This window comes from Actinotalea sp., from assembly GCF_041597215.1.
GTDB lineage: Bacteria > Actinomycetota > Actinomycetes > Actinomycetales > Cellulomonadaceae > Actinotalea.
This window is the reverse complement of record NZ_JBFHHB010000079.1, coordinates 1-12,634: the sequence shown is the minus strand read 5'-3', so window position 1 is coordinate 12,634 and position 12,634 is coordinate 1. Positions and strand designations below refer to the sequence as shown.

The following is a 12,634-nucleotide window of genomic DNA, read 5'->3' as shown; positions in this document are numbered from 1 at the left end:
GGCCTTCTCGACCGGTTCCATCCGTCCGGAGCGCCCCTCGCGTGCCACGAGCTTGTAGACCATCCCGCAGGTCGGTGCGCCGGAGCCGGTGACCACGGAGGTCCCCACCCCGTAGGAGTCGACGGGGGCGACCGCCAGCGCGGCGATGGCGTACTCGTCCAGGTCCGAGCTCACCACGATCTTCGTCCCGGTCGCCCCCAGGGCGTCGAGCTGGGACCTCACCTCCTGGGCGAGGGAGGTCAGGTCCCCCGAGTCCAAGCGCACCGCGGCCAGTCCTGTCCCGGCGACCGCGACGGCCGACTCGACCGCTGCGCGCACGTCGAAGGTGTCCACGAGCAGGGTCGTGCCGGGGCCCAGGGCGTCGACCTGCGAGGCGAAGGCGCTCGCCTCGTCGTCGTGCAACAGGGTGAAGGCGTGCGCCGCCGTCCCGATGGTCGGCAGTCCGTAGCGCCGGCCCGCCTCCAGGTTCGACGTCCCGGCGAAGCCGGCGACCACTGCGGCCCTCGTCGCCGCGACGGCGGCTTCCTCGTGGGTGCGGCGCGAGCCCATCTCCAGGCACGGCCGGTCCACGGCGGCGCTGGTCATCCGTGAGGCGGCGGAGGCGACGGCCGAGTCGAAGTTGAGGATCGACAAGGCGAGCGTCTCGACGAGGACGGCCTCGGCGAAGGTGCCCTCCACGACCAGGACGGCGGATCCCGGGAAGAAGCACTCACCCTCGGCGTAGCCGCGGATCGAGCCGGTGAACCGCCAGTCGGCCAGGTGGTCGAGGGTCGCGCGGTCGACGATGGCGTCCCGCTCCAGGAAGGCGAGGACGTCGTCGTCGAAGCGGAAGGCCTCCAGGGCCTCCAGCAGCCGACCGGTCCCGGCCACGACTCCGTAGCGCCGGCCGGGCGGCAGGCGGCGGGTGAAGACCTCGAAGACGCACCGTCGGGAGGCCGTCCCGTCGCGCAACGCTGCCTGGAGCATCGTCAGCTCGTAGCGGTCGGTGAGCAGGGCGGTCGAGGGGAGCAGGGGGCTCATGGGGCGAGCCTAGGTCGACCGCTCCCGGGGCTCCTAGCATGGGGTCATGGCACAGCAAGGCGTGGAACCCCTCGAGGAGGTCGATGCCGTCGTCGTGCCGAGCCCCGGCTGGGTCACGGTCGTCTGGAACGACCCGGTGAACCTCATGAGCTATGTCGCCTACGTCTTCCGCAGCTACTTCGGCTACTCCGAGCAGCGTGCGGAACGGCTCATGCTCCAGGTCCACCAGGAGGGCAGGGCGACCGTCGCGCGAGGCTCGCGCGAGCAGATGGAGGCGCATGTGCAGGCCATGCACGGCTTCGGCCTGTGGGCGACCGTCCAGGCGGACTCGTGACGCTCCCGCTCCGTGAGTTCCGCCGCGACGGCGAGGGTCGGCTGGTCGCCAGGATCGACCGGCGCGAGCGGGCGGTTCTCGCCGAGGTGGTCGAGGGCGTCGTCGACCTGCTCGCGTCCCGCGGCGACGAGCTGCGGTCCGCCCGGGCCGAGAGGCTCGCCTCGACCGGGGTGGATGCGGGCGAGGAGTCGTCGACGGTCGAGGAGTGGCCGGCCATCGACCCGCCGCAGGACCCCGCCCTGCTCCGGCTGCTGCCGGACGCCGCGGCCGAGGCGGAGCTGGCCGCGGAGCTCCGGCGCCTGACCGAGGCGGACCTGCGGGACACGACGTCGCACCAGGTCGGGCTGCTGCACGCGGCGCTGGTGGGCGAGGGCCCCGAGGTGCTCGTCGCCGGGCCGGACGCCCGCTCCGTCGCTGCTGCACTGACCGACGTGCGGCTCGTGCTCGCCGAGCGGCTCGGCCTGCGCACGGACGCCGACAGCGAGCGGCTCTACGTGCTCGCCACGGCGGATGCCGCCGAGGAGGTCGCCGACGAGGAGGCGACGGCACGGTTCCTCTCGGCCGTGTACCTCGTGCTCGGTGAGCTCCAGGAGTCGCTCGTCGCGAGGCTCGTGGAGGGCCTGCCGCCCGTGCGCGGTGAGCATCTCTGAGCTGCCCGTGCCGGGGGGCACGGCCCGCCCCGGGCACTACGCTGGCCGGGTGAGCGACGCGCCGATCGGGATCTTCGACTCCGGCGTCGGCGGGCTCACGGTCGCCCGGGCGGTGCTGGACCAGCTCCCGCACGAGTCGGTCCTGTACATCGGTGACACGGCCAATGGGCCCTACGGACCCAAGCCGCTCGCCGCTGTCCGCGCGCACGCCCTCGAGGTGATGGACGACCTGGTCGACGCCGGGGTCAAGATGCTCGTCATCGCCTGCAACTCCGCCTCGGCCGCCGTCCTGCGGGACGCGCGCGAGAGGTACACCCAGCGGAGAGGACTGCCCGTCGTCGAGGTCATCCTGCCCGCGGCGCGGCGCGCTGCGGCGGCGACCAGGACCGGTCGGGTCGGTGTCATCGGCACCAGGGCGACGATCTCCTCCCGCGCGTACGACGACGCCTTCGCCGTCGCCTCCGGGATCCGCCTCACCTCCGAGGCCTGCCCCGAGTTCGTCGAGCTGGTCGAGAGCGGGCGCACCTCCGGGCCGCAGGTGCTGGAGATCGCGCGCCGGGCGCTCGCACCGGTGCTCGAGGCCGACGTCGACACGCTCGTGCTCGGGTGCACGCACTACCCGCTGCTCACCGGCGTCATCTCGTACGTGATGGGCGAGGGCGTCACGCTCGTCTCCTCGGCGGAGGAGACGGCCAAGGACGTGTACCGCTCGCTCGTGGCGCACGGGCTCGAGCGGGACCCGGACCTCGGTCCGCCCGAGCACCGCTTCCTCGCGACGGGCGACACCGACTCCTTCCTCGCCCTGGCCCGGAGATTCCTCGGCCCGGAGGTCGCGGCGGTCGAGGGAAGGGCCCACCTGAGATGAGACTCACCGTCGTCGGCTGCGCGGGCTCGTTCCCGAGCCCCGAATCGGCAGCGTCCTGCTACCTCGTCCAGGCCGAGGACGCGGCGGGTCGTACCTGGAGCGTGCTGCTCGACCTGGGCAGCGGGGCACTCGGCCCCCTCCAGCGCTACCTGGACCCCGCCGAGATCGACGCGATCGCGCTCTCCCACCTGCACCCGGACCACATGGCCGACCTGTGCGGGCTGTACGTCTACCTGCGCTACCGGCCCGGTGGTGGGGGCGCGAACCTCGCCCCACCCACGCCGGTACCGGTGCACGGGCCGTTCGGCACGACGGGCCGGCTGGCCCAGGCCTACGGGATGGAGCCGGGGGAGTCGATGAGCGACGAGCTCGCGGTGCACCCCTGGCAGGCGGGACAGCCCGTGCGGGTGGGTCCGATGACGCTCACTGCCGTCCCGGTCGAGCACCCCGTCCCGGCCTACGGGATCCGCGTCACGGGTCCCTCCGACGAGGACCCGGCGCGCCAGGTGACGCTCTCCTACTCCGGCGACACCGATGCCTGCGAGGGACTGGACGCGCTGGCTGCCGGAACGGACCTGCTCGTGGCGGAGGCGGCCTTCGTCGAGGGCCGCGACGACGCCATCCGCGGGATCCACCTCACCGGACGGCGTGCCGGCGAGGCGGCCGAGGCGGGTGGCTCCCGCCGCCTGCTGCTCACCCACGTCCCCGCGTGGAACGCCGCGGGAGTCGCAGAGCTCGAGGCGGCGGAGGTCTACCGCGGGCCGATCGGCCGTGCCGTGCCCGGGCTGGTCATCGTGCTCTGAGCGGGCCCGGGGGACCCGCGGCCTGCCGTAGCCTCGGGCCATGACATCGACGAACGACTCCTTCCTGCGCGCCGACGGCCGCCGCCCCGACGAGCTCCGCCCGGTCCGGTTGACACGGGGCTGGCTCGACGAGGCAGAGGGAAGCGTGCTCGTCGAGTTCGGCCGCACGCGCGTGCTGTGCGCGGCGTCGTTCACCACCGGCGTGCCGCGCTGGCGCAAGGGCTCGGGCTCCGGCTGGGTCACCGCCGAGTACGCGATGCTCCCGCGCGCCACCTCCACCCGCAGCGACCGCGAGTCGGTCAAGGGCCGGATCGGTGGTCGCACGCACGAGATCTCCCGGCTGATCGGTCGCTCGCTGCGCGCCGTGATCGACGTCTCCGCACTCGGGGAGAACACCATCGTGCTGGACTGCGATGTGCTCCAGGCCGACGGCGGCACCCGGACCGCGGCGATCACCGGTGCCTACGTCGCCCTCGCGGACGCCATCAGCTGGGGGCGGGTCAACGGAGCGGTGGCCGGGAACAAGCCGGTGCTCACCGACTCCGTCGCCGCCATCAGCGTCGGGATCATCGACGGCAGGCCGATGCTCGACCTTCCCTACGAGGAGGACGTGCGCGCCGAGACGGACATGAACGTCGTCGTCACCGGATCCGGGGGCTTCGTCGAGGTGCAGGGCACCGCCGAGCGCACGCCGTTCGCGCGCGCTGAGCTCGACGTCCTTCTCGACCTGGCCGTGGGCGGGACCGCCCGGCTCGCCGCGCTTCAGGCCGAGGCGTTGGCCGAGGGCATGGTGCCGTGACGCGCGTCGTCCTCGCCACGCACAACACGCACAAGGTCGCGGAGCTGCGCCAGATCCTCGCGGGGCTCCCGGGGCTGGAGGGCCTCGAGATCGTCGGCGCTGGCGAGGTGGGTGCGCCCTCTCCCGTCGAGGACGGCGTGAGCTTCGCCGAGAACGCCCTGCTCAAGGCGCGTGCGACGGCGGCAGCCACCGGCCTGCCGGCGCTCGCCGACGACTCGGGGCTCGCGGTGGACGTGCTCGGCGGGGCGCCGGGGATCTTCTCCGCCCGGTGGGCCGGTGGTCACGGTGACGACGCCGCGAACCTCGCCCTCCTCCTCGACCAGCTCGCCGACGTCCGCGACGAGCACCGCGGTGCGCAGTTCGTGTGCGCCGCTGCGCTGGTCACCCCCGACGGGGACGAGCACGTGGAGACGGGAGTGCTCCGCGGCCGGCTGACCCGGGCGCCGAGGGGTTCCGGGGGCTTCGGGTACGACCCGATCCTCGAGCCGGACGCCCAGCCCGCTCGGGCCCAGGGCCGGCCCCTGACCTCGGCAGAGCTCACCCCGCAGGAGAAGAACGCCGTGAGCCACCGCGGTCACGCCTTCCGAGCGATGGCCCCGCACCTGGCGCGTCTGCTCGGCTGACCGAGGGGCGCGGCCGCTCGGCGGAGCGGCTCACCGCTCTGCCGCTCGGCGGAGCGGCTCACCGCTCTGCCGCTCGGCGGAGCGGCTCAGGGCTGGCGTCCGACCCAGGCCATCGCCTGCCGCACGAGGTACCCGTGACCGCCGGTCATCTCGGCCTGGACCTGGGACTCGCACGCCTCCTCCGGCGTGATCCACGCGAGGTCGAGGGCGTCCTGCTGGGGCTGGCAGTCGCCGGCGACCGGCACGACGTAGGCGAGCGAGACCGCATGCTGCCTCGGGTCGTGGAACGGCGTGACCCCGTGCGTCGGCAGGTACTCGGCGACGGTGAAGGGCTGGGGGCTCGCCGGGATCTGGGGGAGGGCCATCGGGCCGAGGTCCTTCTCGATGTGCCGCAGGAGGGCGTCCCGGATCCGCTCGTGGTAGAGCACCCGGCCCGAGACGACGGCACGGGTCATCGCTCCGACGCTGCTCACCCGCAGCAGCAGGCCGACGGCGATCACGTCTCCGCTCTCGTCCACGCGTACCGGTACGGCGTCGACGTAGACCAGCGGCAGGTGGCGCCGGGCGGAGGCCAGCTCGCGCTCCGTGAGCCAACCGTCGGGTCGGGGGTCCTCGGGGAAGTCGGCGGTCTCGGTCATGCCGTGAGCCTAGGCGGGAGAGCCCCGGGGGAATACCGGGGGCACGCCGACGTTGACATCCACGAACGGACGACCGCGATCCCAGGCAGAGAGGAACCCCATGCCTACCCTTGAGCTGACCGAAGCCGCCTTCGAAGAGACCGTCACGACGAACGACATCGTGCTCGTGGACTTCTGGGCGGAGTGGTGCGGCCCGTGCAAGATGTTCGGCCCGATCTTCGAGGCATCCTCCGACGACCACCCGGACATCGTCCACGCCAAGGTCGACACCGAGGCCGAGCAGGCGCTGGCCTCCGCCGCCGGCATCTCCTCGATCCCGACGCTGATGGCCTTCCGCGAGGGGATCCTCGTCTTCGCCCAGCCCGGCGCCCTGCCCAAGGAGTCCCTGGAGCAGGTCGTGCAGGCGGTCAAGGGCCTGGACATGAACGAGGTCCGTGCCGCGGTCGAGGCGCAGCGCGCCGAGGGCCACGACCACGAGCATGCCGAGGGTCACGACCACCAGCACTGAGCCGTGGGCTCGACGAGGGGCGGGCGCGTCGCGCGTCCGCCCCTCGTCGTGTCCCGGCCGCGTCGTGGTCCGGGCGCGTCGTGCCTCAGGAGGGGCGTGAGCGCAGGATCCGCACGAGGAGCTGGGTCGCAGCGGCCAGCAGCAGGGTCGCGAACAGCACGGAGGACAGCCGCGGCGGGATGAGGAAGGCGAGCGCCACGCCGACGAAGGAGGCCGTGGTGGCCGCGGCACCCACGACGAGTCCCGACCGGAGCTGGACCTGACGGGCCCGGAGGTTGTCGGCCGTGCCGACCATGGCGGTCGGGATCATGGCCAGCAACGAGGTGCCCTTGGCGAGCAGGTCGCTGTACCCGAAGAGCACCACGAACACCGGGACGAGGATCACCCCGCCGCCGATGCCGAAGAGCCCGGCGGCCACGCCCGTCAGCGTCCCGATCGCCAGGACGGCGAGAGCACCGCCGATCGTCAGCTCCGCTGCGTCGCCACGGGTCGGGACCGCGGTGAGGAGCCGTACCGCCACGGCGACGAGCAGCGCGAGGAACAGCCACCGGAGCAACTCGAGCCGGATCCGGCGCAGCACCCGGGCCCCGATCGCGGATCCGGCCATCCCGCCGAGGGCGGCGACCGCCGCGACCAGGACGTCGGCCTCCCCACGAGCGAGGTAGCCGAGCGACCCGGCGATCGTGGTCGGGACGATGGCGGCGAGCGAGGTCGCGGCCGCGCGCCGGTGGTCCATCCGGGTCAGGCTCACCAGCAGCGGGACCATGATGATCCCACCGCCGACCCCGAACGCCCCGGACAGCAGCCCGCCGATGGCCCCGACGGCCACCAGGACCGCCCACGAGGGGGAGTACTCCCGAGCGGTCGGGTCCTGCGGGTTCGGCACAGGCCCGATGGTAGGTGAGGGCCGAGGTCGCCGGTTCACCCGCGTATGAGAGCATCACGCGATCAGCGGCGACGGGCTCCCTCGGGCTGCTCGGGCGCCGTGCCCCGATCCGACGAGGAGCGACTCCGCGGTGATCTTCGAGGACCAGGCAGGCGCCGATCTCCGATCGGCGTTCGCCGCCCCACCGCGGACCCTCGTCGAGGTCTTCGCCGCGACCGTGTCCCGGTACCCCGACGCCGTGGCGATCGACGACGGCGACGAGGTGCTGACCTATGCGGCGCTCGCGGTGGCGGTCCGTGCCCGTGCGGCAGCGCTCGCGGCCGAAGGGGTCCGCCGAGGGGACCGCGTCGGGATCCGGGTGCCCTCGGGCACCGTCGGCCTGTACCTGTCGATCCTCGCGGTGCTCCACGTCGGTGCCGCCTACGTCCCGGTCGACGCCGACGACCCGGACGACCGCGCCGCCCGGGTGTTCGGTCAGGCCGACGTCGAGGTGGTGCTGGGCGACGGAGGGTCGATCACGCGACTCGCGGGGGCGGGCCACCCCTCCTCGGGCATCCACCCGCCGCTGGTCGAGGACGACGCCTGGGTGATCTTCACCTCGGGGTCCACCGGCATGCCGAAGGGCGTCGCCGTCTCGCACCGGAGCGCGGCGGCCTTCGTCGACGCCGAGGCGCGGATCTTCCTCCAGGACGCACCGCTCGGCCCCGGTGACCGGGTCCTGGCGGGGCTCTCGGTCGCCTTCGACGCCTCCTGCGAGGAGATGTGGCTCGCCTGGCGCCACGGCGCGGCGCTGGTCCCTGCCCCGCGCGCGCTGGTCCGCGCGGGGATCGAGCTGGGCCCGTGGCTCGTGGAGCGGGAGATCACCGTGGTCTCGACCGTGCCGACCCTCGCAGGGCTCTGGCCGGTCGACACCCTCGACGCGATCCGCCTGCTCATCTTCGGCGGTGAGGCCGTCAGCGCCGAGCTCGGCGACCGGCTCGCCCGGCCAGGACGCGAGGTGTGGAACACCTACGGGCCGACGGAGACCACCGTCGTGGCATGCGGGGCGCAGATGCGCGCGGGTGCCCCCGTGCGGATCGGTCACGCCCTGGACGGCTGGGACCTGGCGGTGGTGGACCCCGAGGGGCGGCCGGTGGCCGAGGGGGCCACGGGTGAGCTCGTCATCGGGGGAGTGGGCTGCGCCCGCTACCTCGACGCCGAGCTCGACGCGGCACGCTTCGCGCCGATGCCGAGCCTCGGCTGGGACCGTGCCTACCGCACGGGTGACCTGGTGACCTTCGATCGCGAGGGCCTGGTCTTCGTCGGCCGGGCCGACGACCAGGTCAAGGTCAACGGTCACCGGATCGAGCTCGGGGAGGTGGACGCGGCACTCCAGGCCCTGCCGGGGGTCGCGGCCGCCGCCGCGGCGGTCCGCAGCACTCCTGGCGGGAGCAAGGTCCTCGTCGGGTACCTCGTTCCCCAGGGCCCTGGCCCCGTCCGGACCCCCGAGCTGCTCGCCCTGCTGCGTGAGGTCCTGCCGGGAACGATGGTCCCGCTGCTCGCCGTCGTCGACGAGATCCCCAGCCGCACCTCCGGCAAGGTCGACAGGGACGCCCTTCCGTGGCCCCTGCCGGGCGCCGAGGACGCCGGCGCCACCCTCGACCTCGACCCGGTGACGGCCTGGGTCGCCGAGCAGTGGACCTCCGTGATCGGGGTCGCCCCGGACAGCCGCGAGGACGACTTCTTCGCCAGGGGTGGGAGCTCGCTCACCGCCGCACAGCTCGTCTCCGCGTTGCGCACGCGGTACCCGGAGGCGACCGTCGCGGAGGTCTACGACCACCCGGCCGTCGGGGACCTCGGCGCGTACCTCGACCGCACCTGGCCGGGTCGGTCCGGCGAGCAGGGCAGCGTCGGCGCCGCCCCGGACGGACCGTCCCTCGCAGCACCCGTCGCCGTGCGGAGCCAGCTGCTCCAGCTCCTGGCCCTCGTCCCGCTGCGCACTCTCGTCGCCCTGCGCTGGCTCACCGTCCTCGCGGCCCTCGACCTGGCCCTGGGGATGGCGACCGACCTCCCGTGGGTACCGGTGGTTCCGTGGTGGGGAGTCGCGCTCGGCTGGTTGCTCACCAGCAGCGCGCTCGGCCGGATGGGGATCAGCGCTCTCGGCGCGCGCCTCCTGCTCATCGGTGTCCGGCCCGGTGAGCACCCGCGGGGCGGATCGGTCCACCTGCGGCTGTGGGCGGCAGAGCGACTCGTGGAGGGCTTCGGCGCCGTCACGACGGCCAGCGCGCCATGGGTCGGCGCCTACGCCAGGGCGCTCGGGGTGCGGATGGGTGCGCATGTGGACCTGCACAGCGTCCCGCCGGTCACCGGCATGCTCACCCTCGGCCGCGAGTGCTCCGTCGAACCCGAGGTGGACCTGTCGGGGTACTGGGTCGACGGCGAGACGGTGCACATCGGGCACATCACCATCGGTGCCCGTGCCACGGTGGGTGCGCGCAGCCTGCTGTACCCGGGTGCGCGGATCGGCGAGGGCACCGACGTCGCCGCGGGATCCGCCGTGCACGGGATCACCGGGAACGACGAGTACTGGGTCGGGTCACCGGCGGTGCGGGCGCACGAGGCCCGTCACCCGTGGCCACCCGAGCGCCCGGAGGGCACGGGGCGGCGGTGGGTCGTCGCCTACGCCGTCGCCGGTGCGGGCATCGCGGCGCTCCCGGTCCTGGCGGCGGTCGTCGGCCTCGTCCCGGTGGCCCGCGCGGTGGCCGGGTCCTCGACCCTCGGCTCGGCGATCGGACCCGCCCTCCTCGCCGGGATCCCGGGAACCGTCCTCGCGCTCGCGAGCTACGCGGTCCTCGTGCTGGTCGCCGTCCGCCTGCTCGGCGCGCGGCTGCGCGCCGGGTACCACCCGACACGCTCGGGCGCCGGAGTGCTGGCCTGGTCGATCGAGCGCCTGATGGACGCCTCACGCACCGTCCTCTTCCCGCTGTACTCCTCGGTGGCGACGCCCGGCTGGCTGCGCCTGCTCGGCGCGAGGGTGGGCAAGGAGACCGAGATCTCCACCGTCGTCGGCGTCCCGTCGATGATGCGGATCAAGGACGGTGCCTTCCTCGCGGACGACACGATGGTCGCGCCCTACGAGCTCGGTGGCGGCTGGCTGCGGGTCGCCCCCGCGAAGGTCGGCAGGCGGGCCTTCGTGGGCAACTCGGGGATGACGGCGCCCGGTCGCACGGTCCCGCGCAACGGGTTGGTCGCGGTCCTCTCCGCGACACCGAGCCGCACGCGGGCGGGCTCGAGCTACCTCGGCAGCCCTCCCGTCGTGCTCCCGCGGACCGCAACCCTCGACGACCCCGGGCGCACGTACCACCCGCCGGCCCGGCTGCGCTGGGCGCGCGGCGGCGTCGAGGCCCTGCGCGTCGTCCCTGCGGTGATCGCCGGGCTCATCGCCCTCGCCACCCTGCTCGCGCTCCAGTGGATCGTCGTGGTCGGCGGCTGGGGGACGGCGGCCCTTCTCGGCGGGTTCGTCCTGCTCGCCGCAGGCGCGCTCGCCGGTGCCGTGACGGTGCTCGCCAAGGGACTGCTCGTCGGTCGCTTCCGTGCCGTCGAGCACCCGCTGTGGAGCCGGGCCGTGTGGTTCGGGGAGCTGGCGGACACCTTCACCGAGGTCGTCGCCGCACCCTTCCTGCTCGACTCGGTCACGGGTACCCCCGCGCTCGTGTGGTGGCTGCGGGGGATGGGGGCACGTATCGGTCGCGGGGTGTGGTGCCAGTCCTACTGGCTCCCCGAGCCCGACCTGGTCACCTTGGGGGACGGGGCGAGCGTCGGCCCGGGCTGCGTGGTCCAGACGCACCTGTTCCACGATCGGGTGATGAGCCTCGGTCCGGTGACCCTGGGGGCCGGCGCGACCCTCGGTCCGCACGGGATCATCCTTCCCGCAGCCGAGCTGGGCGAGGGGAGCACCGTCGGCCCCGCCTCCCTCGTCCTGCGCGGGGAGCGGGTCCCCGCAGGGACCCGGTGGGTCGGCAACCCGATCGCGCCCTGGCGCACGGGATCGGCACGACGATGACGGCCGACCCCTACGCGCTGGGGCACGGGAGCGCCGAGATCCAGGTCGAGCACTACGACCTCGACCTCGCCTACAAGGTCACGACGAACCGCCTGTCCGGGACGGCCGTGCTCCGGGTCAGGGCGCTCGTCCCCGTGACCGTGATCACGCTCGATCTCGCCGCCTTCGCCGTGGAGAAGATCACCGTCGTGGGTGCCCGGATGCGGCGGTTCGCGCACTCGGGAGGCCGTCTCACGATCCGCCTCACCGAGCCCGTCGCCGCCGGGAGCGTCGTCACCGTGACGGTCCGCTACGCCGGCTACCCGCGTCCGATCGACAGCCTCTGGGGCGAGGTCGGCTGGGAGGAGCTGGAGGACGGCGTCCTGGTGGCCGGGCAGCCGATCGGCGCGCCGTCCTGGTTCCCCTGCAACGACCGGCCGGCCGACAAGGCGAGCTTCACGACGCGGCTCACCGTCGACAACCCCTACGTCGTCCGCGCGCACGGCCGGCTCGTCTCCCGGCGTGCCAGGGCGAGCTCGACCACCTGGGTCTTCGAGGAGGAGCACCCGACCGCCCCATACCTGGCGACGGTGCAGATCGGGCAGTACGTCGAGCTCGACCTCGCGCAGCACCCGGTGCGGCAGCGCGCCCTCGTCCCTGCCGCGCACCGGCTGGCTGCGCTCGAGCGGCTCTCCCGGCACGGCGCGATCATGGAGCTCTTCACGGAGCTCTTCGGCCCGTACCCCTTCGACGGGTACACCGTCGTGGTCACCCCGGACGAGCTCGAGATCCCCGTGGAGGCCCAGGGCATCGCGGTCTTCGGGGCGAACCACCTGGCGCCGTCCGACGGTGACGAGCGGCTCATCCCGCACGAGCTGGCGCACCAGTGGTTCGGCAACAGCGTGACCGTCGCCTCCTGGCAGCACATCTGGCTCAACGAGGGGTTCGCCTGCTACGCCGAGTGGCTGTGGTCCCCGCACGGCGGCGGGCCCGACACCGACGCGATGGCGCGGACCTGGCACGCGCGGCTCGCCGAGCAGCCGCAGGACCTCGTGCTGGCGGCACCGGCGATCGAGGACCTCTTCGACGACCGCGTCTACAAGCGAGGGGCGCTCACCCTGCACGCCCTGCGCACCGTCCTGGGGGAGGAGGTCTTCTGGGCCGTCGTCCGGGCGTGGACCGCACGTCACCGGGACGGGGTCGTGACGACGGAGGACTTCCGCGAGATCGTCGACGGCCACGCGGACAACGCGGGCGGCATCGCTCACGCCCAGGAGGTCAGGCTGCTGCTCGACGCCTGGCTGGACCGCGCCCCGCTCCCGAGGCTGCCCCGGACCGCCGGGACCGCGGCCGCCTCGCCCCTGGACGGCGAACGGGACGGGCCTCGTACGTCGAGCGCGCCCTCAGTGCCCGGCAAGGCCAAGGGGAAGAAGCGGCAGAAGGGCGAGGGCGGCTCGGCGCGCTGACCGGACCCACGGCCGACCGTC

12 protein-coding genes are annotated in these 12,634 nt (G+C 73.8%); 9 read left to right on the top strand and 3 right to left on the bottom strand.

Annotated features, from left to right (window positions below):
• A partial coding sequence (locus tag ABWK99_RS07520; RefSeq protein ID WP_372594083.1) for a nicotinate phosphoribosyltransferase occupies positions 1–1,020 on the bottom strand: 1,020 nt, incomplete at its 3' end.
• A gap of 46 nt (positions 1,021–1,066) precedes the next feature.
• On the opposite strand from ABWK99_RS07520, the gene clpS reads away from it, so the two are divergent.
• From clpS to rdgB, 6 genes are read left to right on the top strand one after another with little or no spacing between them, the layout of a single operon-like run.
• Positions 1,067–1,354, top strand: coding sequence for an ATP-dependent Clp protease adapter ClpS (clpS, locus tag ABWK99_RS07515; RefSeq protein WP_372594082.1), 288 nt, complete (start codon positions 1,067–1,069; stop codon positions 1,352–1,354).
• A complete protein-coding gene (locus ABWK99_RS07510) occupies positions 1,351–2,004 on the top strand; it encodes a DUF2017 family protein (RefSeq protein ID WP_372594081.1) in 654 nt (217 codons plus the stop codon). The genes clpS and ABWK99_RS07510 overlap by 4 nt, the downstream gene beginning before the upstream one ends.
• A 49-nt stretch (positions 2,005–2,053) precedes the next feature.
• Positions 2,054–2,869: a glutamate racemase gene (gene murI / locus ABWK99_RS07505; protein WP_372594080.1), complete on the top strand. Its 816-nt coding sequence runs from the start codon at positions 2,054–2,056 to the stop codon at positions 2,867–2,869.
• On the top strand, positions 2,866–3,672 hold the full coding sequence (locus ABWK99_RS07500; protein ID WP_372594079.1) for an MBL fold metallo-hydrolase: 807 nt from the start codon (positions 2,866–2,868) through the stop codon (positions 3,670–3,672). Before murI ends, ABWK99_RS07500 begins: the two co-directional genes overlap by 4 nt.
• 40 nt (positions 3,673–3,712) lie before the next feature.
• Positions 3,713–4,471, top strand: a complete 759-nt coding sequence (gene rph, locus ABWK99_RS07495) for a ribonuclease PH (RefSeq protein WP_372594078.1) — start codon at positions 3,713–3,715, stop codon at positions 4,469–4,471.
• Positions 4,468–5,094, top strand: a complete 627-nt coding sequence (gene rdgB, locus ABWK99_RS07490) for an RdgB/HAM1 family non-canonical purine NTP pyrophosphatase (RefSeq protein WP_372594077.1) — start codon at positions 4,468–4,470, stop codon at positions 5,092–5,094. The genes rph and rdgB overlap by 4 nt, the downstream gene beginning before the upstream one ends.
• An 86-nt stretch (positions 5,095–5,180) precedes the next feature.
• Here rdgB and ABWK99_RS07485 read toward each other — a convergent pair whose 3' ends face one another.
• Positions 5,181–5,732 carry an NUDIX hydrolase family protein gene (locus ABWK99_RS07485; protein WP_372594076.1) on the bottom strand — a complete coding sequence of 184 codons (552 nt, stop codon included), beginning with the start codon at positions 5,730–5,732 and terminating at the stop codon, positions 5,181–5,183.
• A 100-nt stretch (positions 5,733–5,832) separates the two neighbouring features.
• On the opposite strand from ABWK99_RS07485, the gene trxA reads away from it, so the two are divergent.
• Entirely contained in the window at positions 5,833–6,240 is a 408-nt protein-coding gene (trxA, locus tag ABWK99_RS07480) for a thioredoxin (RefSeq protein ID WP_372594075.1), read from the top strand.
• An 85-nt stretch (positions 6,241–6,325) separates the two neighbouring features.
• On the opposite strand, the gene ABWK99_RS07475 is transcribed toward trxA, so the two are convergent.
• A complete protein-coding gene (locus ABWK99_RS07475) occupies positions 6,326–7,126 on the bottom strand; it encodes a sulfite exporter TauE/SafE family protein (protein WP_372594074.1) in 801 nt (266 codons plus the stop codon).
• 130 nt (positions 7,127–7,256) lie between these two features.
• Here ABWK99_RS07475 and ABWK99_RS07470 point away from each other — a divergent pair, with 130 nt between their 5' ends.
• A complete protein-coding gene (locus ABWK99_RS07470) occupies positions 7,257–11,168 on the top strand; it encodes a Pls/PosA family non-ribosomal peptide synthetase (RefSeq protein ID WP_372594073.1) in 3,912 nt (1,303 codons plus the stop codon).
• The gene (locus ABWK99_RS07465; RefSeq protein ID WP_372594072.1) at positions 11,117–12,613 is read left to right on the top strand and encodes a M1 family metallopeptidase; all 1,497 of its coding nucleotides are present in this window, start codon (positions 11,117–11,119) and stop codon (positions 12,611–12,613) included. The genes ABWK99_RS07470 and ABWK99_RS07465 overlap by 52 nt, the downstream gene beginning before the upstream one ends.
• Positions 12,614–12,634: the final 21 nt, after the last annotated feature.

Coding starts and splice junctions, on each gene's coding strand:
- clpS (WP_372594082.1), top strand. CDS start 1,067: ATGGCACAGCAAGGCGTGGAACCCCTCGAGGAGGTCGATGCCGTCGTC.
- ABWK99_RS07500 (WP_372594079.1), top strand. CDS start 2,866: ATGAGACTCACCGTCGTCGGCTGCGCGGGCTCGTTCCCGAGCCCCGAA.
- rph (WP_372594078.1), top strand. CDS start 3,713: ATGACATCGACGAACGACTCCTTCCTGCGCGCCGACGGCCGCCGCCCC.
- ABWK99_RS07485 (WP_372594076.1), bottom strand. CDS start 5,732: ATGACCGAGACCGCCGACTTCCCCGAGGACCCCCGACCCGACGGTTGG.
- trxA (WP_372594075.1), top strand. CDS start 5,833: ATGCCTACCCTTGAGCTGACCGAAGCCGCCTTCGAAGAGACCGTCACG.